We start from the raw sequence: 25,264 nt of genomic DNA, 5'->3' as shown, positions 1-25,264 counted from the left end.
AGTATAATGTTGAAGGAGGACGCCGCCATTAGATGATATTTTTATGACGGTATGGTTACATGATAGATATAAATTTTTATAACCTAAGATAGGATAAAATACGTTTAAGTTTGTATTCTAAACCAACATATATAAACTTTCGTTGTGCAAGTGGACTTAATAAGTTTCCCAGAATACAATCACAACATTTACATCATAATTATCAGTTCAAAATAACGTTCAAACCAAAAACGACCAAAAACGTAAATTAACGATTTGCTAGTATTGATAAATTACGATAGTGCTGAAGTGCTATTTCTAGCAAATCTTCGTCAAGTTCAATGCTTTGACTATTATTAGTCTCAATGATTTTACCAGAACCTATGCTAGATGACGGATCGCCGTGCCCTGCCTTACCTGTCTTATTAAACAAGTTATAGTTTTCACTAAGTTCAGAATCTAAATTTAACCAATCGCTAAGGTCCTTTAGAGTGTGAGCTGTGTCTTTTACGACTTTGTCTGATTCTATAATATGTACTTTTGAGTACTTTTTAGAAATATCTATTAAATAAGAAATACGCTTAATATAGTATTGAAGCATTTTATCCGTATTTGAATATTCCGGTTTATTAGTTGCCTCTCCCATTTTAACTAGACTTCTGATCGTTGCTTTTGGCTCCCTGAACAAAACTAAAATATGAACTTTCGGGTTACTAAGAATTTTATCAGAAATGACGTAACTATTATGAAGCACCTTGTCTAAATAGTATTTACTTTCATTAATGTCGTTCAAATCCTTGTATAATTCTAAGTGCATTTTGAATAGTGACGTGGGAGTGGGATAATCATAATGTAGCTCACCATATCCACAAATTTCTGGATGACTTCCCAAAAGGTGGGATAGTAACGAAGAGCGACTTCTCATGTGACTAAGAATAAAAAGATAGTTTTTTTTACTTCTAAATAATGAAGGATGGCTGAGCGCCATATTAATCTTCTCAAACTTTGTAGCAAAAGACATAAAATTTCCGCTCGAAAGGTGACATCAATTTATTTTTAGTGTTAGCACACCCCACAAAAAATAGCAACAACAATATCTGCATGAGATAGAAGTTATAGTTTTTCCTAAATAAGGAAAATAGGTTAGGAGGCTATGTATGAAAAAGATGCTCAGAACTTGATATACGATTTAGCTCACGATAATAACTTCATTACTTAAAAACTTAATAGACATTTATTCTGAATAGAAAACTTCAGAAATTCTTTACAATAGCAATTAGAGTATAAACAACGCGAAATCTGGTCGATTCAAATATGAATTTTCATTACTTTTTTTATTTTTTTTCATTTGGTTTAACAAACCAATCTAACTCATCAATTCTTGTTGCAAAGAAGCGAGCTCCAGCAATAGAGTTGTGCCCATAATCATAATAATATTTTTCTAAATCTTTAGAAACAGCAAAACAGACTTCACTTTTTATTTCGCACTGATATTCCATTCTATCTAGAATTTTAATTTCCGGATGATTTCTTGCTAAAGCTATCAACCTTTGATTAATATCATGAACATTGCCATCGAAGTCATGTCGGCTCGCATACTTCTTTTCAGTATACGCAATGAAGTATTGCTGATTGATTATGTTTGCTAGGTCACTGGGGGATACCAAATTTAATAGCTTGTCATCGACACTGTGTTCGTATGCCACATACTCAGCCATTGTCCATTTTCTAGTTCTATACTCGGGAAACTCAAAGGTATTTAGTATAATAACCAATCGCTTATTATCTTCTATAAATAGAGAAATGACTTTCTCAAACTCTTCTATGTCGGCAAGATCGTACCTCGAAGCAAAAACCACTGTATCGGCAAATTTGTAGTTCGGTAATCGACGAATTTTATTTATATTGTGCGGTACTTCACTTATTTGAGTGCCATACCTCGAAAATTGAAAATTCTTACCATTCGTCTTCGAGAACGTTAAAGTATTATAGATATCTTTTGAGTGAGAATTTCCTAGTATCATAACCTTCTCTATATTTTTATCTAGATCATACCAGAGAGAATGCTCATTTTTTTCTTTCAAATTGCTCCATGACTCCAGTCTCAATTTCTCGTTACTAATTGAATTTTTTGATAACTTGAAAAAAATAGCTTCATTGAACTGTCCTGGATTAACTACATTAGCAAACCAACTTCCTAAATTCCCTATTAGAAAAAATAACAAGAGTGTAAAAAATGATAACTTAAAGATTCGAGCACGAGTAAAATGTTTTTTGTTTCTAAATGGGGACTCTATAAATTTCCAGCTTATAAATGCTATAAACAAAGAGCTTAACACCATAATCCATTTGAGATTTAAGTCGAGTTCTTCGATCGAATTTACTCTAACGAAAGCAAAAATTGGCTGATGCCATAGGTAAGCTGAATAACTGAGCAGTCCTATTGATACCAATAGACTATTACTGAGAATCTTGTTAACTAGAGTGTTATTTCTGCCAAATAATATTACTAAAAAAGTGCCAAGAACTGGGGCCAAAGTATAAGCGCTAGGAAACGGCGTATACTCATCAAACAAAAAAATTCCTAACACTATGAAAGACAAACCTACCATAGACAAAATATCATTCGCCTTAGGATCTACTGACTTCATCAAAATTGCAGCAAACGCTCCTACGAATAACTCCCAAATTCTTGATGGCAGTAAAAAAAAGTTTGCGCTAGGCTTTGAAACTACAAGATACTCACAAAGTATAAAACTCATCATCGAAATTAAAAAGAGCCACGTATACAAAGCTCCCCTGCTTCGCCTGTAAAGTAGTAGCAATAAAATAGGAAAAAACAGATAGAATTGCTCTTCTACCGCCAAACTCCAAGTATGCAGTAACGGTTTTTCTTCCGAGGCAGCTTGAAAGTAGCCACTCTCTAACCAAAAAAGAATATTAGAGCCGAATAAACTTACAGCGGTAACACTTTGTGAATAGTCTTTAAATTGTGAGGTGTTCAAGTACATCCAGGAAAGCGGCATTGTAACAAATACGACTACTGCTAAAGCAGGTAGGATTCTCCGCGCTCTTCGCTCATAAAAACTTATAAGGCTAAATTTATTGTTATTTATTTCATTGAGGAGAATTGAAGTTATTAAGAAGCCGCTAATGACAAAGAAAACATCAACACCAATGTAGCCTCCAGAGAAGTGTTCAAAACCAGCATGAAAAAAAATTACTGGTAGAACAGCCAAAGCTCTAAGCCCGTCAATTTCAGGTCTATAAGTCAACGTGCTGGACAACGTCCTATTCCTATTTTAAAGATTTTATTCGTTATCCCGATATACTATGTTACTGAGATAGTTCTTTACAAATAACCTTGCTAATTATTAGTAGAATGGGAGAAGAAAAACCTCAACCTCGCAAGGGCTTAACACTAAGTAAACGCAAATAAAAGTTTCTATTTATGTGCAATGGTAACTACTGTAAGTTTTATATAGCCACCATTAAATTTTAGTGCGTGCCTTAGATAGTTTTGGGTTAAGCTGGCGCTTTATAATATATATTAATTTGAAACAACGTACCCTTTCTAAACAATAGTTTCAATTCTTTAGTTATAACTTCTCCTATTATCAAAATAAGATCGAGCTTCTTAAAAGAGCTGCATTTATAAGCGTTGTAACTACTAATAAAAATTTACCATCTGCCGCCTAGCAATTTTCATTCGCATGGTTATTCCTGAGCTTTGGAATAACCATGCTTTAGGGCTATATTAGTATCTATTCCCACTCAATCGTAGCAGGCGGTTTACCGGAAATATCGTAAACCACGCGGCTAATACCGTCGATTTCATTGATAATGCGGTTCGACACTTTGCCTAAGAAATCGTATGGCAAGTGTGCCCAGTGAGCTGTCATAAAGTCGATGGTCTCTACTGCACGAAGGCTTACTACCCAATCATATTTACGCGCATCACCCATTACGCCAACCGAGCGCACTGGAAGAAATACGGTAAACGCTTGGCTTACTTTTTGGTACAAATCAGCTGCATATAGCTCTTCAATAAAAATAGCGTCAGCACGACGTAGTAAGTCGCAATATTCTTTCTTAATTTCACCAAGTACACGAACACCTAGACCCGGTCCAGGGAACGGGTGACGATAAAGCATGTCGTACGGTAAACCTAGTTCTAGGCCGATTTTGCGGACTTCATCTTTAAATAGTTCACGCAGTGGCTCAACAAGACCCAGTTCCATATCTTCAGGAAGACCGCCCACGTTGTGGTGCGACTTAATTACGTGCGCCTTACCAGTTGCTGAACCTGCTGACTCAATTACGTCTGGGTAGATAGTACCCTGAGCTAGCCATTTAGCGTTCTCGAGCTTGCTCGCCTCTTCATCAAATACACGAACAAATTCATTACCGATAGCTTTACGCTTAAGCTCAGGGTCTTCAATGCCTTTTAAGCGGTCAAGGAAACGGCCTTCAGCATCGACACGGATAATGTTTAAACCAAAGTGGTCACCAAACATTTCCATAACCTGATCTGCTTCATTCAGGCGCAGTAATCCGTTATCTACAAATACACAGGTAAGATTTTTGCCAATAGCACGGTGAAGCAACATCGCCGTTACTGAAGAGTCTACACCGCCCGATAAACCTAAAATGACGCGCTCATCACCTACTTTTTCTTTAATACGTTCAATAGCATCGTCGATAATCGCGCCAGCCGTCCAAAGCTTTTCACACTTACAGATATCCATTACAAAATGCGTAAGTAAACGCATACCTTGGCGAGTGTGAGTCACTTCTGGGTGGAATTGTACACCGTAGAATTGCTTTTCTTCGTTATACATTGCCGCATGTGGGCATGAAGCGGTTTGCGCAATGGTTTCAAAGCCTTCAGGAATAGCAGCTACTTTATCGCCGTGGCTCATCCATACATCGAGCAGCGCCGCGCCGTTATCACCAATGGCATCTTCAATTTTATCTAGCAAAGGGCTTGGTTTAATCACTTCTACCTGTGCATAACCAAATTCACGCTTATCTGAGCCCAGTACGCCACCGCCCAACTGGTGCGCCATTGTTTGCATGCCATAGCACACGCCTAACACGGGCACGCCTGCTTCAAACACATACTCAGGTGCGCGTGGCGAGCCTTCTTCGGTAACTGACTCTGGGCCGCCAGACAAGATAATCCCTTGAGGATTAAATTCGCGGATTTGCTCTTCGGTCACATCCCAAGCCCAAAGCTCGCAGTAAATGCCGATTTCGCGAACACGACGTGCTATCAACTGCGTGTATTGCGAGCCAAAATCCAAAATAAGTATGCGTTGGTCGTGGATATTTGTGGTCATGTTTTATTTTTACCCGTTAAATAAAAGAACAAAGGCTGGTGTAGTACCAGCCTCGCAGTCGTCGGTCGCCTTAACCTAAACGGTAGTTTGGCGCTTCTTTAGTAATGCTTACATCGTGTACGTGGCTCTCACCCATTCCGGCTGAAGTTACGCGCACAAATTGTGCTTTGGTATTCATCTCTTCGATGGTAGCACAGCCTGTTAAGCCCATTGCCGAGCGAAGACCGCCCATTTGCTGGTGTATAATATTCGCAATAGGACCTTTATACGCTACGCGACCTTCAATACCCTCTGGTACTAGTTTTTCCGCGTTGTCAGAGTCTTGGAAGTAACGGTCTGATGAACCATGACTTTGATCCATAGCGCCTAGCGAACCCATGCCGCGATATGACTTGTAGTAACGGCCTTGGAAAAGCTCAACTTCCCCTGGCGCTTCTTCAGTACCCGCTAGCATGCTGCCAACCATTACGCAGCTTGCGCCAGCAGCTAATGCTTTGGCGATGTCGCCAGAAAAACGAATACCGCCGTCAGCGATTACTGGAATGTCAGTATCTTTTAATGCTTCTACTGCGTCAGATACCGCAGTAATTTGAGGTACACCACAACCGGTTACAATACGAGTAGTACAAATAGAACCAGGGCCAATGCCTACTTTAACTGCATCTACGCCCGCATCAGCTAGTGCTCTTGCACCATCGCCTGTTGCAACGTTACCTGCAATAATTTGTACATCAGGATAATCGGCGCGTACTTTCTTAACGCGATCAATAACGCCTTGCGAATGACCGTGAGAAGTGTCAATTAGCAGAACATCTACACCTGCATCAACAAGTAATGCGATACGCTCATCAGTGCCTGCACCAACGCTAACGGCAGCACCAACGCGAAGACGACCAAGCGAGTCTTTACACGCATTAGGCTTGTTTTCTGCTTTTTGGAAGTCTTTAACGGTGATAAGACCGGTAAGCTTAAACGCATCGTCCACTACGAGAATTTTTTCAATGCGGTGTTCGTGCATAAGGTCTAGCACAACATCAGAACTTGCGCCTTCTTTAACGGTAACCAGATCATCCTTACCGGTCATCACGTTGCTAATAGGTAGCTCTAGGCGCTTTTCGAAGCGAAGATCACGACCTGTCACAATACCAATAAGGTTATTGTCTTTATCTGTTACAGGGAAACCAGAGTAGCCAAGGCGTTTAGAAAGTGAAATAACGTCACCAATAGTTGCGTCTTTGTCTACCGTTACAGGGTCAGATACTACGCCACTTTCGTATTTCTTAACTTCACGTACGTGTTTAGCTTGCTCTTCAGGCTTCATATTTTTGTGAATGAAACCAATACCACCTTCTTGGGCTAGCGCAATAGCTAGACGGGCTTCAGAAACCGTGTCCATGGCAGCTGACACCATTGGAATATTTAACGTTACGCCACGCGTAAGGCGTGTTTGTAAGTTGGCTGTATGAGGGAGGACGGTCGAGTGGCCGGGAACCAGCAGCACATCGTCGAACGTCAGGGCTTCTTGGATGATACGTAGCATGCAACAACACCTATTCAGTTGAGGGTTAATTGCGGCGCAATTGTAGTGTTTTTTAGTTTTCAGGTAAACTCTAAATGTATTAAACCTAGTGATTTTTTTTATGTTTACAAATTCTCCATCTACGTCTCGACAAATTTTAACAGTTACCAAGCTAAATCGCTTAGCCAGAACCGTATTGGAAGGCGAAATCGGCCTTATCTGGTTGTCTGCTGAAATATCTAATTTCGTTGCGGCAGCATCAGGACATTGGTATTTCACACTGAAAGACAACAAAGCCCAAGTGCGCGCAGCAATGTTTAAAGGCTCTAATCGCAACGTTCGTATTCGCCCTAAAGAAGGCGATAAAATTTTAGTACGCGCGTCAGTAGGCCTTTATGAAGCACGCGGCGACTATCAACTTGTTGTTGAGCATATGGAAAGCGACGGTGAAGGTGCGCTTAAGCAAGCGTTTGAAGCTTTAAAGTTCAAACTCAATAATGAAGGCTTGTTCGATACGGCTAATAAGCGCCCGTTACCTGAGCGTATTAACCGCATCGGTGTAATAACTTCATCAAGTGGCGCTGCGCTTCACGATGTATTGAGTGTATTAAAACGAAGAAGCCCACAAACCGAAGTCGTTGTTTACCCTTCAATGGTTCAGGGTGAAACTGCACCACTACAGCTTATAAACGCACTGAGAACGGCTAACAGGCGGGCCGAAGTCGATGTACTTTTACTCACACGAGGCGGTGGTTCATTAGAAGACTTGTGGTGTTTTAATGACGAAAGCCTAGCAAGAGAAGTTGCCGCCAGTTCCCTACCCATTGTTAGCGCCGTAGGGCACGAAGTAGATTTTACCATTAGTGACTTTGTAGCGGATGTGCGTGCCCCCACCCCTTCTGCTGCAGCCGAGATCTTAAGCCAAGACTCGACAGCTCTTAATCAAACCTTGCGTCAGCAAAAACAACGCTTAGCACGCGCAATACATCAATATCTTCAAGCTAGCAAACAGCAACTCGTTTTAAAGAAACAGCGGTTAAACGCTTTGCACCCACAGAGCCGTATACAGTCGCAGTGGCAAACGTTAGACCGGCTTCAGCTGCGGTTGACACATAAAATGCAAAGTGATTTGGCAAAAGCAGAAAAGCAACTGCATACGCTAGCGTCTAGATTAAGCCATCAATCACCATCGGCAAGTGTAGCGCGTGCAAAAGATAAACTTAACTACGCGAATACGAAGCTCATCTCAGGAATGAATGCACTTATAAAAAACAAGAAAAGTGAACTTGGCAGTAAAGTGGGCCTCTTACAATCCGTAAGTCCTCTTTCAACACTAGCCCGTGGTTACAGCATTACGCTTACCGAAAAAGCAGCGATAAATAGCGTGGAAAAAGTTGAAATAGGTGATGAGATAAAAACACGAGTGACTGACGGTGAAATAACCAGTACAGTGACGAACATTCAGCGGCAATAGGCGGCTTTTAATATTATGCCCGTTAGTGCAAAAATCTTTTCATTTTACGCTTTTCAGCTGCGGGCTCGTGTGTTGTTTTGCAAACTATCTCAGGGCGTTGCTAAGCCAGTATCTACGCTGCCTCTTTGCTTATTTATAGCAGTCTATTTTTCTAATCACGCTTGGGCAGCTTCAGTAAAACAAGGCGTTGCTGTTTTCTCTACCTACCCAAGCGAAGATTTACTTGAAACCTGTAATGAACAGCGAGAAAAAATTAACCTCGAACCTGATTTCGTAAGCGACAGCACTTTATGCCAAGAAGATGCTATTTCTCCAGAGAATTTTATCAAAGAGCTCAGTGAAACCAGAAAATTTGACAACCTCTTACCCTACGCTGAGGGGAATGACTACGAACTGCTTATCGCTAACGTGGGTGCTGCGCTGGGTGTGCACAAACAAAATGCGAAACAATTCGCGGAATTTACGCTACAGTGGCGGGGCATTGAAATTGATTCTTCGGCGTTTGAAATCACAGTAGAAAACAGTGATACCAATTTAAAAGAGAAACAAGATACTGAGAATAATGCACGTTTGCTGGTATCTCGCTGGCTTGAACACGTAAAGCATAAACAAATATTTACCAGCGAGTTCTTGTTTGATGCCCTTCAAGCAAGTAATTATAGCTCGGCGATGCAAGTTCCGGAAACCGTCGGTGACTTTACTAAACTAGACACCCAGCTTTTTTCAGACCCGTTTAGTGGCGCAATCACTCGTTATATACATCCAAACTTCGAAGACGCTTTGGTCGACGTCACCGTCTACCCATTTTTGGCGCAGCTTTCTTCAGAGGAAAGCGAGCTATTGCCACAGGAATTAGAAAGCGACTTAAAGAAAGCGTCGGCTACAGCAGAATTACAGCACTTAATTCTATCTGAAGTCAGTCCAGCTTCTCCTTATGCAGTAAACGATAAGCTTTCTGGCTGGAGGCTGGGTTTAAGTGCAAATTCAGAAACATCACCAACAATCTTCGCAACTACCTATGTATTCAGACAACAAGACAAGATAGTTAAAGTGTCTACCACCTTCCCTCCTGATTTCTCAGACACTATCGTCAATCAGCTAATCGTTAAGGTTGAAGTACCGCGAGAGTCTGAAATGATGAAAAAGGTTCGCACCCTGCTTTTGGAAGGTCAGCGCTAGGCTTTTTTCACTCTGTTACGTTTAGTAAACGATAAATTCCGTTTTGGTCTTTTTTCCATTTCACTATTAAGGATATAGACTTTTTGCTGTTCCTGAGGTTTGTATCTGTCAAACCAGTTGTATATTTGATTTTTTTGAAGTGGTGCGGTGCTTTTAAATAACTTTTCTACTGACAAAATGACTTCCAAATACAATTAATTACAGTGCGTTTTACCTACATCGAACTGCAAGTGATTGCAAAAATGACTCCAACCCCTACCAACGAAAGAAAACGTCGTTTTTAAAGGGGCGAAGCGTTGTTATGTGAGAAGAAGTGGGACGTTGAATAGTAAAGGACAGCGTAAAGTCTACAACTAGATTGTAATTATGACTTAGCTAGAGGGAGAGGAAGAGAGAAACAAGACGCTATTTCAATTGAACGAGGAATAGCGCCTAAATTTTTAGAGGTGCTTGTGAGGTTTACTTTTTGTCTTTGTAGTAAGACATCATACGGCGACGTTTGCGCTGCTGCGCCAAGGTCAGATTAGCTTTTTTACCCTCAAACGGGTTACTACCCTCTCTGAATTCAATCTTGATAGGCGTGCCCATAATCTCTAGCGCTCTTCTGAAATAGTTCATCAAGAAGCGTTTGTACGAACTCGGAAGATCGTCAACCTGATTGCCGTGAATGACAATAACGGGCGGGTTATAGCCACCTGCGTGAGCATACTTCATTTTCACCCGACGACCGCGAACAAGCGGTGGCTGATGGTCATCCTGTGCCATTTCCATGATTTGAGTAAGCAATGCTGTGTTAATACGTTTGGTCGCACTCATATAAGCTTCTTGCACTGATTCGAACAGGTTCCCCACACCTGAGCCGTGAAGCGCCGAAATAAAATGAATACGGGCAAAGTCGACAAAGCCCAAGCGACGATCCATTTCACGCTTTATGTCGTCTTTCACATCAGTGCTCAGCCCATCCCACTTATTTACAGCAACAACTAGCGAGCGCCCTGAATTTAAAACAAAACCGAGTAAGCTTAAATCTTGATCAGTAATACCTTCTCTGGCATCGATAACTAATAACACCACGTTTGCTTCTTCAATTGCTTGAAGGGTTTTTACAATAGAGAACTTCTCTACGGCTTCACTGATCTTTCTGCGCTTTCTTACACCTGCAGTGTCTATAAGAATGTATTCACGCTCGTCCCTTTCCATAGGGATATAAACGCTATCACGGGTTGTACCCGGCATATCATAAACAACAACCCGCTCTTCACCTAAGATGCGGTTTGTTAGTGTTGATTTACCTACGTTTGGCTTTCCTACAATAGCTAGCTTAATAGGCAACTCTTGTAAACGCTGACGCTGAGCTTCGGCATCTTCTTCTTCCTCTGGCTCTTCGTCGACGATTTCCATGTCTGGAAAATCTGCTTCCAGTGGCTTCAGCGCGTCCTGTAGTAACTGGCTAACGCCACGGCCATGGGCCGCTGCAATTTGCTTTATCTCGCCTAAACCTAAAGAGTAAAATTCTGCGCTTTCACTATCGCCGTCGATACCGTCAACTTTGTTCGCTACAACAAACACTTGTTTGTTTATACGTCTTAGGTGATCAGCAATGCCTTGGTCAGCCGGTAACATACCTGCTCTTGCATCGACTAAAAAAAGCACCACATCAGCCTCTTCAATAGCGAGTAAAGACTGCTGTGCCATTTCAGCATCAATACCTTCTTCATCACCTGTAATACCGCCGGTATCAACAACAATGAACTGGCGCTTTTCAAACTTCGCTTGGCCGTATTTACGGTCGCGAGTTAACCCAGGGTAGTCTGCAACAAGTGCATCACGGGTATTAGTAAGGCGATTAAACAAGGTTGATTTGCCAACATTAGGGCGGCCAACCAAAGCAACAACGGGTAACATTTATCAGATCCTAAGGGTCATGAAAGCTAAAAAAGCACAAGCCACATCCACCATGTAATCAAGCAACGTTTGGGAAGTTTATGCTCTAACGATTAAGAATTTGTGATGAGGCTTTTAAGAATGGGCGCATTATACCTTGTTCACTACCTAATACCAATCCGCATAGATAATTGCCCACTCAGCGAGAATTAAAATGTTCGTAATCGCGGCGTGTTACCGCAGGTATAGTGGTTCTACATCGAGGTAAAGATATTCATGCCAAACTACGGCAAACTATGAATAAAATAGTAAATAAAAAGGGCGTTTTAGGTCACACCCAAAACGCCCTTAAAAAGATGCATTAAATTATGGAGTACTAGTTTGGCGCGCGTACGGAGACTACTTCACCATTTCTAGTTACAGCAATAATATTACCGTCAACATTCAGCGGCGCTGCGAAAATAGCGTCGTCTTCGTCGTCGCCCCCCACATCTAGTCGAGCCACCACTTCACCAGATTCTTGTTCTATCCAATGTAAGAAGCCCCAATTATCACCTACTACAATATGCTCGCCCACCGGGGTCGCTGCAGTTAGCGAACGCTGTTTAAGCAAGCCTTGAGACCATAGCTCTACGCCATTTCGTCTATCAAGGGCATAAACGTTAGAGTTGTTATCTACAACAAAAATACGGTTGCCATCGATATTCAGGTTGCGGAATGATGCATATTCACGCTTCCAAATAACGCGACCTGAACGAAGCTCTACAGCGGCCAATGTGCCGTTATAAGAAACGGTGTAAATAGTCCCGCCGTAAAGAACTGGGGTAGTATCAATATCGACAATACGTTCAAGTTCTGTCGCGCCAGAAGGCGTTCCAATGACTGTTTCCCAAGCAAGCACACCAGTTTCAATAAGGTTAACTTGAATTTTACCGGTCGGGGTACCCACGATAGCGCCGCCGTTTGAAGCAATGGGGCCTGAGATACCTCGAAGCGTTAATGGGGGCGTATCGCCTTCGTGTCTCCACATTTGCTCGCCGGTTCGGGTATTAAAGCCAAACAAACTTCCAGCGCCTGTGTTAACCACAAGGATCCCTTCATCAGCAGCTGGGGCTGCAAGAATTTCTCCAGGTACCGTCGCTTCCCACACAAGCTCACCTGTTTCTGCGTCCATTGCCGCTACATAGCCATTTTCAGTACCGATGAATACATGTCTATCTGCAACAGAAATACCGCCAATACGGGCTGTTTCACCACTTTGCCATAGCTTAGTGATTGAACTCATCATGCCTTCAGAACGAAACTGTGCGAAGTCTTTTTCCCACAACACCTTTCCTGTATCAGGCTCCATCGCGACAACAGTGCCATGACGATCAGCAGCAAAAAGCTTGTCATAAGCATATACAGGGCGCAGACGTGAGAAGTAATGGTCTACACCATCACCAATATCACGGTCCCACACTAATTCAGGAGTAAACTTAGCTTCAATCGGCTTTAAACGACGAATTTCCAGTTCTTCTTCATCTGCAAACCAGTCTGAAATCGTAGAGCAGCCAGACATTGTGATAGACACTGCTAGTGCCATACCTATCGTGCGAGCAAATCGACCTTTACGGCCACACGTGTTGTGAAACAAATTGCGTACCTCTTTATTATTTACACCAGCCCAATGGGCATCGCTTACTGTGCAGCAGAAACCGACAGGTTATCTAACTTCATCTGTAAAAGCGGATTGTTGGCATTTTTATCTAACGCATTTGAATAAGCTAAACGAGCATCGTCAAACTTGCCTTGTTTTTGATACACATCGCCTTTTAGTTCAGAAACCTCTGCTGTAAATGCGTCGTTAGTAACATTGCTAAGCGTAGACAACGCCGCATCAAGCTGGTTCATTTCAATTTGCACCCGAGATAAACGAAGCGACGCAAGCACCTTCATTTCATCGTTTTCAGCAAAGGTAACAACGCTATTTAGGTGCGAAGCAGCAGCGTCTAAATCGCCTGCATCTACCGCTTGCTTAGCCGCAAGAAGGCTGGCAATACTCGCATAACCGCTATCTTTATTTTCTTCGATGAAGGCCTTAACTTTCGCGTCACTTCCTTCGGTGCCAAATGTTTCTACCGCGTTTTGATATTCAACCGATGCAGCTTCTTTATTTTCAATTTGCGCTTCAGAATACGCTCTCCAGCCCCATAGGCCGCCTAAACCTAGCGCAGCGCCAACGATAATAGCTGTACCGTGCTCTTTCCAAAAACGCTTAATCGCTTCTACTTGTTGTTCTTCTGTTGCGAACTGTTCCATGATGTCCTCTATTTATTTTGCGCTCAGCATCTCTGCAACCTTATCAGATAAGGCATCAAAGCTGACCGTAACTTGTTCTTGACCGTCGCGCATTGGTTTAACACCCACTTCGCGAGACTGCATTTCATCATTACCTAAAAGCAGCGCCAAACGTGCGCCGGTTTTATCTGCACGTTTCAATTGTTTCTTAAAGTTTCCGCCGCCACAATGCATCATAATGCGAGTATTGGGAAGCGTATTTCGAAGATGTTCCGACACTTCAATAGCATATGACTGCGCTTCATCACCCATTGCCGTTACATATACGTCGGCAAAGCTCGTATCCTGACCTTCTTCGGTTAGTGTTGTCAGCAACAGTACCAAACGTTCGATACCCATAGCAAAGCCTACAGCAGGTGTTGCTTTACCGCCTAGCTGCTCTACTAAACCATCGTAACGACCGCCAGCACATACTGTACCTTGTGCACCTAGGCTATCGGTAACCCATTCAAACACACTACGATTGTAATAATCTAACCCGCGTACTAAACGAGGATTTATTTCGAACTCAATGCCTGCTTGGGTTAAGCGTGAACACAGCGTATCAAAGTGTGCTTTAGATTCTTCATCGAGGTGATCGATTAGCGCTGGCGCATCGGCAATAGCAGCTTGAACATCAGGGTTCTTAGAATCGAGTACGCGAAGTGGATTTGTTTCAAGTCGACGCATTGAATCTTCGTCTAGTTGGTCTGCACGCTCTTTTAAAAATTCAACCAGCGTATCGCGATAAGCCGCACGCGCTTCGTTTGAACCTAAGGTATTTATTTGCAGCTTTACATGCTGTTCGATACCAAACGCTTTCCAAAAACGTGCACTAAGAAGAATGACTTCTAAGTCGATGTCAGGGCCGTCCATGCCATAAGTTTCTACACCGAACTGATGGAACTGGCGATAGCGACCTTTCTGTGGGCGTTCGTGTCTGAACATGGGCCCCATGTACCACAGGCGTTGCTGCTGATTGTACAATAAACCGTGTTCGTTACCCGCGCGCACGCAACTTGCTGTACCTTCTGGACGCAGCGTTAAACTGTCGCCATTTCTATCTTCGAAGGTATACATTTCTTTCTCAACGATATCGGTCACTTCTCCGATAGAACGTTTGAATAAGTCGGTGCTTTCAACGATGGGTGTGCGTATTTCTTGGTAACCGTAACTCGCCACCGTTTGACGAAGTACAGATTCTACCTTCTGCCATGTACCGGAAATCTCCGGTAGGCAGTCATTCATGCCTCGAATTGCCTGAATAGTCTTAGCCACGTGAAATTCTCATACTGCTAAATAGTGAAAAGCCCCGCATTATAGGGGCTTTGGGAGTAAACAACAATGAACAAAAAATGCCTTAGTCTTTGACTGATACCTGAATTTTATTTTGTTCACTCATACGCGATGCCTTGGCGCGAATTTTAGCTTCTAGCTTATCGACCAAATCATCGTTTGGAAGGCGCTCTTTTACGCGCTTTCCGTCTTCGTAAAGACCGCTCATATTGCGCGCACCTGTAAGTCCCAGATCAGACACTTCGGCCTCGCCAGGACCATTGACCACGCAACCGATGATAGACACGTCCATTGGGGTAAGAATATCTTCTAATCGTTGCTCTAGCGCGTTTACGGTGCCGATTACATCAAACTCTTGTCTAGAACAACTGGGGCAAGCAATAAAGTTGATACCACGGGAACGAATACGAAGTGACTTTAGAATATCAAAGCCAACTTTAATCTCTTCTACTGGGTCGGCCGCTAACGAAACACGAAGGGTATCGCCAATACCTTCGGCAAGAAGCATACCTAGCCCAACCGCACTCTTCACGGCACCTGCGCGCTGACCGCCAGCTTCAGTAATACCTAAGTGCAAAGGTTGATCAATTTTTTGCGCCAATAGGCGGTATGCACCGACCGCAAGAAAAACATCAGATGCTTTAACGCTAACTTTGAACTGGTCAAAATTGAGTTTATCTAAAATATCCACATGGCGCATAGCCGACTCAACAAGGGCTTCTGGCGTGGGCTCGCCATACTTTTCTTGTAAATCTTTTTCTAGAGAACCGCCATTGACACCAATTCGGATAGGAATGTTTTTATCTTCTGCACAATCGACAACCGAACGTACACGCTCCATATTGCCAATATTGCCCGGGTTTATCCGCAAACAATCTACGCCGTATTCAGCTACTTTAAGCGCAATGCGGTAGTCAAAATGAATGTCTGCAACAAGTGGTACACTTACCTGCTGCTTAATTTCTTTAAAGGCTTCAGCGGCTTCCATAGTGGGTACCGATACGCGAACAATTTCGCCGCCCACAGCAACAATACGGTTTATTTGATCGACAGTCGCAGCCACATCTGTGGTGCGGGTATTTGTCATAGATTGAACAGCAATGGGAGCACCATCACCAATGGGAACGTTACCTACATTAATACGCGTAGACTTTCGGCGCTTAATAGGGCTTTCTGCAAACATCTAATTACCTATAAAGGAAGTACAAAACGAGCTGTTCTACCATTTTGATATGGAGAAATATCAACAGCGTCGCCGTTAACTGATATGCGCACATTATCCGGTGCGCCGAGCGTAACTTCAACAGGAGGAACACCTTGAATTTCCATTACACGCCCTTTTTGCTTTACACCGTAGGCGATAGCCTCGCCAGAGGCGTCTTTAATATTAACCCAACAGTCATCTTCAAAGGTAAAAACCATTGAGATAGGCGCAGCATCAGTTTGAGTGTTAAGAGCGTTATCAGCTAACGTTTCATTATCGCTAGCTGCCGCGTTTACTACTGCAGTAATATTGTTACTGCTATCAACTGCAGTGTCAGGAGCAGAAATGGCGCCATCGTCAAGGTCGCCGCTTTGAGTAAAACCATTATCCTGCCCATTTACATCGCTGTTTGCACCTGCTAATTCAGCGTCATCAGAGCCTATATTTGAGACATCATTGATTTGAGATGAGCCTTGCTCTGAGCTTCCCGTTGATGATGTGTCAGCCAAGTCACCTTGTACAGTGTCAGCACTACCAAAATTTCCATTTACAGTGCCATCAGTTGAAGAAACTGGCGTGTTTGCCGCCTCTCTCTTTACAGCCTCATTTAAAGGCAGTTCAGCAACGGTGTCGTCGCTTGGCTGTTGATACCACCACACGACAACGCCAGCAATGATGAGAAGTAAAATCGCATAGGTAACCATCATCCAACGGTCATCGTGTGTCTGTTTTGCGACACGTTTTGAAAAACTCTGTAGTTTTTCCGATGAAGGTACTGATGTTTGATTGTGGAAGCGTTCAAATGCCTCAATAACCGCATGGGAGTTCATTCCCAATTGTTTGGCATAGTTTCTTACATAGCCTTTAGTAAAGGTAACTGACGAACTCTCGTCAATTACATCACTCTCTAAATCATTGATTTGTTTAGCCTTTAAAAACAACTTATCGGCAATATCTTGCTGAGACAAACCTAGCTTTTCGCGACGTGCTTTAAGCATTGCCCCTGGGCTTGGCGTATTTTCTTGTTGTTGCGAAGTAACTTCTTCTTTCGCGCTTTCTTCTGACACCATTAAATCTTATCCCTCCTGCATACTTGGTGGTACTAACCAAATCGTCTGACCAGCAATAATAGCGCCAGTATTTTCAAGGTTATTCCACTTTTGCAGTGTTGCCATTTTGATATTGTGCAATAAAGAAATACGATATAAGTTTTCACCCTCTTTTACTACATGGAATTTGTCGTCAGGCGCAGATAATTCAGTATTTTGCCCTCTATCTTCGGCTTCTACCATGGCAACCTGTTTTTGCTTACCACTTAGGGTGTCGATTGATTGTTGAATCGCGGTTGTAGTAGAAGCCGCCGGCTCACTTGCACTTTCGCCAGTTTGCTTTTGAACGGCTTTTTCAGATTCTTGCTCAACAGCGGGTTGTGCTGCCTTTTTATCAGGAGAAGAAGCCTTGGATTTTATTACGACTTTCTTTTGTAGCGCGTCGCGATGAACCAAATATCGCTTCGTAAGTTCACTTTCAGGGAACAGAGAAAGCAACATATCGCCATACCCCTTCGCTTTTTCTAAATCTTTCTGGCCTTTGGCGATTTCATAAGCCAGCCACAATGAATCTGGGGTAACCTTGGCAACACGTTGGTATTTTTGAAGTGTTATTTCAGCTAAGTCCCACTGCTCAGAGACTGTATACAGTTCACTTAACAAGAATAGACTCTTACCGCGGGCCGGTTGGTGCTGCAAAGCATCTTTAAAGTAACCGATTGCTTCATCAAGTTTACCTTGGCTTTGCGCGCACAAGGCCAGGTTTTCGTAGGTTTGCGCCGCGTTTGCGTATAGACGGTTATTAATCGCGTCGAAGAAATACGCTTTGGCTTTATCGTAATCGCCATTTTGGCATTTAAACGCACCATAGCTATTGGCAATATCCCCATCGTCAGGCGCTATATCAATGGCAGTTTTGTAATATTCTTCTGCTCGCAAGTTATCGCCTACTAACTGATAATAATACGCCATAGCGTACTGAACATCTGCAGAGCGAGGGTTAAACGCAAGCGCCTTGTCGAGGTTCTTTTTTGCCTGCGTGTAGTTATTATTTTGGAGGTAGGTAAGGCCAAGAGACATGCGCGTCTTGGCGGCTTCTTCGTGATCAAAGTCACCGCCATACATGCCTGACTGGCTGTTACTAACACAACCAGCAGTGAGCATTACCGCGCTTAATAATCCAATTCTAAGTGAAGTTCGCAATCCTGCAACCATAGTATTACCCTATTATCTTAATGATTATTGGGCCATTTTTACTGAAATTGCTTCGCCCTTCACCTGTTTTTTTAACAATCTTTTCGTTCTGTCTACAACATCGCCCACTAATTGACCGCAGGCCGCGTCAATGTCATCGCCTCGGGTTTTACGCACAACAGTGGTAAACCCATATTCCATAAGCACTTTTGAGAATCTGTCGATGCGCGAGTTACTAGAGCAAGTGTAAGGCGAACCTGGGTATGGGTTAAAAGGTATTAAATTTATCTTACTAGGAGTATCTTTTAATACTTTAGCCAGCTGGTGCGCCTGCTCAGTGCTGTCATTAATATTCGAAAGCATTACATATTCAACGGTTACGCGCCCTTGGTTAGCTTTAGATTTAGCTAGGTAGCGGCGTACCCCTGCTAAGAATGCTTCGATATTGTATTTCTTATTAACCGGTACAATTTCATTACGCAGTTCGTCGGTGGGCGCGTGTAGCGAAATAGCAAGTGCCACATCAATCTGATCGCCCAGCATATCAAGTGCAGGTACAACACCAGATGTACTTAGCGTAACGCGGCGCTTAGATAGACCGAAACCAAAATCGTCTAGCATGATGTCCATGGCCGGCACTACGTTTTTAAGATTAAGCAGCGGCTCACCCATGCCCATCATTACTACATTGGTGATTGGGCGTTTGCTTGAGTCTTTAGAAAGGCCAAGGAAAGTAGCTACGCGCCATACCTGACCAATAATTTCACTCACGCTTAAGTTACGGTTGAAGCCCTGTTGTGCGGTTGAACAGAAGGTACACTCTAGTGCACAACCTACTTGTGACGATACGCATAACGTCGCACGATCAGTTTCAGGGATCCAAACTGACTCAACTTCCTGGCCGCCTTCAAGGGTAAGTGCGAACTTGATAGTACCGTCGCTCGCTTCTTGGAAGTAAGCGATTTCAGGGGCTTTAATCTCACAATTTTCAATGAGCATCGCGCGAAGGTTTTTATTGAGGTTACTCATTTCCTCAAAATCGCTGACACCGTGCTGGTAAATCCATTTCATTACCTGGTCGGCACGAAATGGTTTCTCGCCCATTTCCTTGAAGAAATTGCGCAAGCCTTCGCGATTTAAGTTTAATAAGTTAGTTTTTGCCATGAATAAGATGACCCTTTTACCTTCGAGGGATGCCCCTCTAACTGCTGAATATGGTGTAAAAACCAGCGATTCGACTATGTCTTGAACGACATTTAAGAAAAAGAATTGCGCTGATTAAAATTTGCGCGGATTTTACCACAGATGAGATACGAGAAAAAGTCGATTTAACGCAGAGAAAAGTTAAGTTTGGCAGTGCGCGAGAAGCGTGGTTTAGCTTGCCTAAATGAGCGCCGAGCAAAGCAGCATAAAACGTGCTCAGAAACAAAAACGGGGCCATAAGGGCCCCGTTCTTTCTACCAGCGTAATCTTAGCGAGTACGTGGGCAGATTTCTTCTTCAGAGAAGAAGTAAGCAATTTCACGTGCTGCTGACTCAGGCGCGTCAGAACCGTGAACTGCGTTTTCGTCGATTGACGCAGCGTAGTCTGAACGTAGTGTACCTGCAGCTGCATCAGCTGGGTTAGTTGCGCCCATGATTTCACGGTTAGCTAGAACAGCGTTTTCGCCTTCTAGTACTTGAACCATAACTGGACCAGACGTCATGAAGTCTACAAGTGCGCCGAAGAAAGGACGCTCTTTGTGTTCTGCATAGAAGCCTTCTGCTTGCTCTTTGCTCATGTGGATCATCTTAGATGCCACAATGCGAAGACCTGCAGATTCGAAACGGTTGTAAATTGCACCGATTACGTTTTTAGCTACCGCATCAGGCTTGATAATCGAAAAAGTACGCTCAAGAGCCATGTTCTCTCTCCAAACAAATTGTGTATGTATCTTTAAATTTTGGCCGCGAATTATAGGCAATTAATAACGGCTTGACCAGCGCCTTTTTAAATCAGGCGTAACGTATTGTTTTTACTTGTAATGTAGTGTCAGATTAACTCACTAGCTATGACAATATGATGACAGTGTATACATTATTGTGCGAAGGCAGATATTTTAAAGCAATAATATCTACACTGATGATAGCTGCTACCGGTAATTAACGTGAAGTTGGATAACTGACCCAGCAATAAGGTTTTAGGCGTTAGCTTTTGCAAGCTCTTGAATTTTACCCACGATAGCGCGTAAGCCATTGCCTCGGGTCGGAGTGATATGACGCTCAAGATCTAACGCTTCAAAATAGCCGTCGATATCAAACGCTAAAATATCCTTTGGCGTTTTGTCGTTGTAGGCGGCAAGTACTAACGCTAGTAACCCTTGAACAATAACGGCGTCACTGTCCACATCAAAGTTGATTTTATTACCGTCGTAAGACTCTACCAACCACACGCTGCTCTGACACCCCTTTACTAAACGTTCAGGCGTCTTAGCATCTTCTGGTAAACCCGGAATAGATTTTCCTAAATCAATGATGTACTGATAACGCTGTTCCCAATCGTCGAAGAACGCTAAATCATCAATAATTTCGTCACTGCTAGGTAGTTGCATTGCTATTTCCGTAATTGTGTAAAAAGAATTATAGGTAGGCGGTATATTAACCGCTTAAAAGAACAAACCCGCTTCAAGCTGTGCTTCTTCACTCATCATGTCTCGTGACCAAGCTGGATCAAAAACCAATTCAACGTTCACGTTTTTAACATGAGGCACCATAGCTACGCGATATTCCACATCACCGACTAAAACTGGCCCCATACCACAGCCCGGTGCTGTAAGCGTCATATCGATATTTACGGCACCAGATGCTTGGTCAATATCCACCTTATAGATAAGGCCGAGCGATACAAGGTTGATGGGGATTTCTGGGTCATAGATAGTTTCTAAAGCATCCCACACTTGCTGCTCACTGATGTTCCCATCTTCGGGAGCGTCAAAGCTTAGCGTCATGGCTTTACGGCCAATAGCACCAGCATCGGTACCGTCAATACGGTACATATTACCACGCCAGGTTACGGTGTAATTACCACCTAGCTCTTGCGTGATATTAACAAACTCACCTTCGGGTATAACGGTGGGATTGCCTGCAGGAACCAAACGCGCCTTACATTCACGCTCGGTGGTCACCATTTTTTGCTTCATATACGACTTTGTACTCTTGGTAATACTCGTTGTGGGCTATGAACGCAGGCTTTAGCCCACGTTGAAGCTCTCGCCACACCCACATTCATCAACCACGTTAGGGTTGTTGTACTTGATGACGCCATTCACACCTTCAGTCACGTAATCGATTTCTGTATTACGCAAAAGGTCTGTTGCATCGGCTGCGACAGCCACATTTACAATAGGAGAAATCTCTACAATTTCATCCCCTGCTTGTGCGCCATCAGCGAAATCAAGCACGTATGCATAACCGGTGCAGCCGCTTACTTTTGTTGATAAACGAATTAACTGACCAGGCTTGTCTTTAAGCTTACTTTCGAAATGCTTAACGGCACTGTCAGTTAGCGTAATGAGCTTTGTACTAGGTACGAAAGTTTCAACACTCATAATGCCTCCTTAGGCCAACATCATTTTTGCTTTCTTAAGCGCAGCGAATAAGCTGTCTACTTCTTCAAGCGTATTATAAATTGAGAACGACGCACGGGCAGTACCCGGAATACCAAAGCGTTTCATTAGCGGTTGTGCACAGTTATCACCGGTACGAATTGCCACGCCTTGTCTATCCAGAATAAAGCCAACGTCTGCAGGGTGCGCACCTTCAAGTAGGAAGCTCAGCACCCCTACCTTATTAGGTGCAGTACCGATGATACGCATGCCGTCAAGCGCTTCGGCTTGCTCGGTAGCATAGGCAAGCAGCTTCTGCTCATGCGCGTGCAGCGCATTAATATCAAGGGCGCTAAACCAATCTACTGCTGCACCCATACCTATAGCGCCAGCAATGTTTGGCGTGCCTGCTTCTAAGCGGTTTGGTAATGCACCCCATGTGGCTTCATGGTAAGTCACGTCTTTGATCATTTCGCCGCCTACCTGCCATACTGGCCAGGTTTCAAGCACTTCTTTTTTGCCCCACAAGCAGCCTATACCCGTTGGACCAAATAGCTTATGGCCTGAAAACGCGTAAAAGTCACAACCAATATCTTGTACGTCAACGCCGCCATGAGCAATGCCCTGAGCGCCATCGACTAGCACCCATGCGCCAACTGCTTTCGCTTTTTGGGTAAGTGTCTTAATTGGATTAACCGTTCCTAACGCATTCGATACATGAGGAAAAGCCACCAGCTTAGTGTTTTCAGACAGCAATCTGTCGAACGCTTCAACATCAAGCTCACCACTATCGAAAATAGGCACAACGTTTAACGTTGCCCCCGAGCGGCGGCAAGCTTGCTGCCAAGTCACTAAGTTAGCGTGGTGCTCCAGCTCGGTCACCATCACTTCATCGCCTTCAGCTAGTAGCTGACTTAAACCATTAGCGACAATATTAATAGCTTCGGTGGTACCGGCAGTCCAAATGACTTCTTCGCGAACATTAGCGTTAATAAACGTAGCAACGCTGGTACGTGCATTTTCGTAGCGGCGCGTGGCTTCATCCGATAAATGATGCGCTCCGCGGTGCACGTTTGCGTTCGTACCCGTGTAAAAATCTACCAAGGCGTCAATCACCGCCTGTGGTTTTTGCGTTGTTGCCGCGTTATCGAGGTATACCAGCGGTTTGCCGTCTACCGTTTTCGATAAAATAGGAAACTGGGCACGAAGTGCTGCAACGTCTAAACTCATTTCACCTCCATCTGGGCGAAACGCTCGCTCAAGATAGGCGCAAGCCACTCACGTACTGCTACGTTTGGCACATCGTTGATAAGCTCTTGGATAAAACCGAAGTTCAGCATAACTAGTGCTTTACTACGCGAAATACCACGAGTAAGCATGTAATACAGCGCTTCTTCTTCAATCTCTGCCACAGTCGCACCATGGGCACATTTCACGTCGTCAGCATAAATCTCTAGTTCAGGCTTGGTATTAATGACGCCTCGGCGAGATAGCAATAGATTGCGGTTATTAAGCTCAGCAAGTGTTTTTTGCGCGTCACGATGAATATGAATGCGACCGTTAAATACCGCACGGGCCTTGTCACCAACTATACCGCGCGCGTTTTCTTCTGTTGTACCATTAGGCATCGCGTGCTCAATGGTTGAGTGAAGGTCGAATAGCTCACCTTCTGCTAAAAGATAAATCGCGTTCATTTTCGCGTCAGCGAACTCACCTGCGTGGTGAATATCTACGTCTAAACGAGATAGCTCACTGCCATAGCCCACCATAGTGCTGTTAAGCGTAGTGCGGTTATGAAGCTTAAAGTGGCTGCCGCCTAATTGCTTAGCTTTGCCAGTAAACATAGCAAAACGATAGTGCTCTAGGTGAGCATCATCCGCCAAATCATATTCAGCAAACGCTGTGGTTAAACTTTCCGTATCGCCAAAACCTTGCTCGATAACAGTCGCACTTGCGCCTTCTGCTACTTTCACTACCACGCGCGTATGAGCGTCTACATTTTGTGAAGCCATGTTCACGATGCGTACCGGCGTGTCGATTTTTACGCCTGCTTCAACACTGATAAATATACCGTGTTGGCAAAGCGCGTCGTTAACCAAACCAAACATATGACGGGTTGGCTTAACTTGACCGTAAACACTGCTAATAGCTTGCTGCGTAGCTGCATCGTCGGTATTAAGCGACGTAATTGTCATGCCAGCAGGCACGTCCAAGGTGTTTACTTGCGTTACCAATACACCATCAACGAAAATTAAGTCGATAGCATTCAGGTTTTCTATTGCTGGAACTGGCAGGCTGTCTGCTTGAACAGCTTGTTTCGCTTCACGCTTTTCTACAGGCGTGAGCGGCGTAAAACGCCAGCTCTCGCTTCTACGCGCTGGCCAGCCGTCAGCTTTTAACTGTGTTAAGGCCTGTTGACGCACGGGCGATAAATAATCGTCCCGCTGTGCGCTATCAATGACCTGTTCTAGCCATTGACTCATGCCTCAGCCTCCTCGTACGCCTTACCTAAAAATGCATAACCGCTCTTCTCTACTTCTAGTGCAAGTGAAGCGTCGCCGCTTTTCACGATTTTGCCGTCAGCAAGAATGTGCACAAAGTCAGGCTTAATGTAGTCAAGAAGACGCTGATAGTGAGTAACAACGATGAAGCTACGCTCGCCGTCGCGCTGGCTGTTAACGCCATCTGCAACAACCTGTAACGCATCAACGTCAAGGCCTGAATCAGATTCATCTAGAATGCAAAGCTTTGGCTCTAGCAAAATCATTTGCATGATTTCGTTACGCTTCTTCTCACCACCAGAGAAACCTTCGTTCACACCACGCTTTAGAAAGTCTAGCGGAAGCTGAACTTGCTTACAGGCTTCTTTAGCTTTTTTAAGGAACTCAGCAGCCGAAAGTGGCTCTTCGCCACGCTCTTCACGCATAGCGTTTACCGACTCTTTCATAAATTCCATGTTGCTAACGCCAGGAATTTCTACTGGATATTGGAATGCAAGGAAAAGGCCTTCGCGGGCACGCTCTTCCACTTCTAGCTCAAGTAGGTCTTTGCCATTAAGCATGGCTTCGCCTTCGCTAACCTCATAACCGTCACGGCCAGATAGCACGTAACCTAGTGTACTTTTACCGGCTCCGTTGGGACCCATGATAGCGTGTACTTCACCAGGTTTAACTTCAAGGTTAAGACCTTTAATGATGTTTTTCTCTTCCACGCTGGCATGTAAATTCTTGATACTAAGCATT

At 43.7% G+C, this 25,264-nt stretch carries 21 protein-coding genes; 2 read left to right on the top strand and 19 right to left on the bottom strand.

From position 1 onward, the window contains the following. Window positions 1-247 precede the first annotated feature (247 nt). From ACXACS_RS08315 to guaB, 4 genes are all read right to left on the bottom strand, one after another. Window positions 248-1,000: a hypothetical protein gene (locus ACXACS_RS08315; protein WP_474805728.1), complete on the bottom strand. Its 753-nt coding sequence runs from the start codon at window positions 998-1,000 to the stop codon at window positions 248-250. 313 nt (window positions 1,001-1,313) lie between these two features. Further along, on the bottom strand, window positions 1,314-3,266 hold the full coding sequence (locus ACXACS_RS08310; protein ID WP_474805726.1) for an acyltransferase family protein: 1,953 nt from the start codon (window positions 3,264-3,266) through the stop codon (window positions 1,314-1,316). Window positions 3,267-3,743: 477 nt separating this feature from the next. Further along, a complete protein-coding gene (guaA, locus tag ACXACS_RS08305; RefSeq protein WP_474805725.1) occupies window positions 3,744-5,321 on the bottom strand; it encodes a glutamine-hydrolyzing GMP synthase in 1,578 nt (525 codons plus the stop codon). 70 nt (window positions 5,322-5,391) lie between these two features. After that, a complete protein-coding gene (gene guaB / locus ACXACS_RS08300; protein WP_474805723.1) occupies window positions 5,392-6,861 on the bottom strand; it encodes an IMP dehydrogenase in 1,470 nt (489 codons plus the stop codon). Window positions 6,862-6,961: 100 nt separating this feature from the next. Here guaB and xseA point away from each other — a divergent pair, with 100 nt between their 5' ends. Then, the gene (gene xseA / locus ACXACS_RS08295; RefSeq protein WP_474805722.1) at window positions 6,962-8,314 is read left to right on the top strand and encodes an exodeoxyribonuclease VII large subunit; all 1,353 of its coding nucleotides are present in this window, start codon (window positions 6,962-6,964) and stop codon (window positions 8,312-8,314) included. 15 nt (window positions 8,315-8,329) lie between these two features. After that, window positions 8,330-9,493: a hypothetical protein gene (locus ACXACS_RS08290; RefSeq protein ID WP_474805720.1), complete on the top strand. Its 1,164-nt coding sequence runs from the start codon at window positions 8,330-8,332 to the stop codon at window positions 9,491-9,493. Between the two features lie 459 nt (window positions 9,494-9,952). Here ACXACS_RS08290 and der read toward each other — a convergent pair whose 3' ends face one another. The 15 genes from der to sufC all read right to left on the bottom strand — a co-directional run bounded on the left by der (window position 9,953) and on the right by sufC (window position 25,263). Next, a complete protein-coding gene (der, locus tag ACXACS_RS08285; RefSeq protein ID WP_474805719.1) occupies window positions 9,953-11,398 on the bottom strand; it encodes a ribosome biogenesis GTPase Der in 1,446 nt (481 codons plus the stop codon). A gap of 355 nt (window positions 11,399-11,753) precedes the next feature. Beyond that, window positions 11,754-13,013 (bottom strand): outer membrane protein assembly factor BamB, encoded by a 1,260-nt coding sequence (bamB, locus tag ACXACS_RS08280; RefSeq protein WP_474805717.1) that lies wholly within the window; start codon window positions 13,011-13,013, stop codon window positions 11,754-11,756. 44 nt (window positions 13,014-13,057) lie between these two features. Continuing rightward, window positions 13,058-13,678 carry a YfgM family protein gene (locus ACXACS_RS08275; protein ID WP_474805715.1) on the bottom strand — a complete coding sequence of 207 codons (621 nt, stop codon included), beginning with the start codon at window positions 13,676-13,678 and terminating at the stop codon, window positions 13,058-13,060. Between the two features lie 12 nt (window positions 13,679-13,690). Further along, complete coding sequence (gene hisS, locus ACXACS_RS08270; RefSeq protein ID WP_474805713.1) at window positions 13,691-14,974, bottom strand: histidine--tRNA ligase; 1,284 nt, start codon at window positions 14,972-14,974, stop codon at window positions 13,691-13,693. Window positions 14,975-15,056: 82 nt separating this feature from the next. Then, window positions 15,057-16,175: a flavodoxin-dependent (E)-4-hydroxy-3-methylbut-2-enyl-diphosphate synthase gene (ispG, locus tag ACXACS_RS08265; protein ID WP_474805711.1), complete on the bottom strand. Its 1,119-nt coding sequence runs from the start codon at window positions 16,173-16,175 to the stop codon at window positions 15,057-15,059. 8 nt (window positions 16,176-16,183) lie between these two features. Continuing rightward, window positions 16,184-17,266: a RodZ domain-containing protein gene (locus tag ACXACS_RS08260; RefSeq protein ID WP_474805709.1), complete on the bottom strand. Its 1,083-nt coding sequence runs from the start codon at window positions 17,264-17,266 to the stop codon at window positions 16,184-16,186. Window positions 17,267-17,272: 6 nt separating this feature from the next. Next, on the bottom strand, window positions 17,273-18,460 hold the full coding sequence (pilW, locus tag ACXACS_RS08255) for a type IV pilus biogenesis/stability protein PilW (protein WP_474805707.1): 1,188 nt from the start codon (window positions 18,458-18,460) through the stop codon (window positions 17,273-17,275). 24 nt (window positions 18,461-18,484) lie between these two features. Continuing rightward, window positions 18,485-19,603 carry a dual-specificity RNA methyltransferase RlmN gene (gene rlmN, locus ACXACS_RS08250; protein WP_012518999.1) on the bottom strand — a complete coding sequence of 373 codons (1,119 nt, stop codon included), beginning with the start codon at window positions 19,601-19,603 and terminating at the stop codon, window positions 18,485-18,487. A 307-nt stretch (window positions 19,604-19,910) separates the two neighbouring features. Beyond that, window positions 19,911-20,342, bottom strand: a complete 432-nt coding sequence (gene ndk, locus ACXACS_RS08245) for a nucleoside-diphosphate kinase (RefSeq protein WP_012519000.1) — start codon at window positions 20,340-20,342, stop codon at window positions 19,911-19,913. A 276-nt stretch (window positions 20,343-20,618) separates the two neighbouring features. Next, window positions 20,619-21,029, bottom strand: coding sequence for a SufE family protein (locus tag ACXACS_RS08240; RefSeq protein ID WP_014999055.1), 411 nt, complete (start codon window positions 21,027-21,029; stop codon window positions 20,619-20,621). Window positions 21,030-21,083: 54 nt separating this feature from the next. Continuing rightward, window positions 21,084-21,617 (bottom strand): putative Fe-S cluster assembly protein SufT, encoded by a 534-nt coding sequence (gene sufT, locus ACXACS_RS08235; RefSeq protein WP_179984056.1) that lies wholly within the window; start codon window positions 21,615-21,617, stop codon window positions 21,084-21,086. A 51-nt stretch (window positions 21,618-21,668) separates the two neighbouring features. Then, the gene (locus ACXACS_RS08230; protein WP_474805703.1) at window positions 21,669-22,025 is read right to left on the bottom strand and encodes a HesB/IscA family protein; all 357 of its coding nucleotides are present in this window, start codon (window positions 22,023-22,025) and stop codon (window positions 21,669-21,671) included. 9 nt (window positions 22,026-22,034) lie between these two features. Further along, window positions 22,035-23,252 (bottom strand): aminotransferase class V-fold PLP-dependent enzyme, encoded by a 1,218-nt coding sequence (locus tag ACXACS_RS08225; protein WP_474805701.1) that lies wholly within the window; start codon window positions 23,250-23,252, stop codon window positions 22,035-22,037. Continuing rightward, entirely contained in the window at window positions 23,249-24,505 is a 1,257-nt protein-coding gene (gene sufD / locus ACXACS_RS08220; RefSeq protein WP_474805699.1) for a Fe-S cluster assembly protein SufD, read from the bottom strand. Before sufD ends, ACXACS_RS08225 begins: the two co-directional genes overlap by 4 nt. Next, on the bottom strand, window positions 24,502-25,263 hold the full coding sequence (sufC, locus tag ACXACS_RS08215) for a Fe-S cluster assembly ATPase SufC (protein WP_474805697.1): 762 nt from the start codon (window positions 25,261-25,263) through the stop codon (window positions 24,502-24,504). Before sufC ends, sufD begins: the two co-directional genes overlap by 4 nt. Window position 25,264: the final 1 nt, after the last annotated feature.

It is taken from the genome of Alteromonas sp. AWM4_230, from assembly GCF_056158305.1.
The sequence above is the reverse complement of the archived record's forward strand: the minus strand, read 5'-3'. Positions and strand labels throughout refer to the sequence as shown.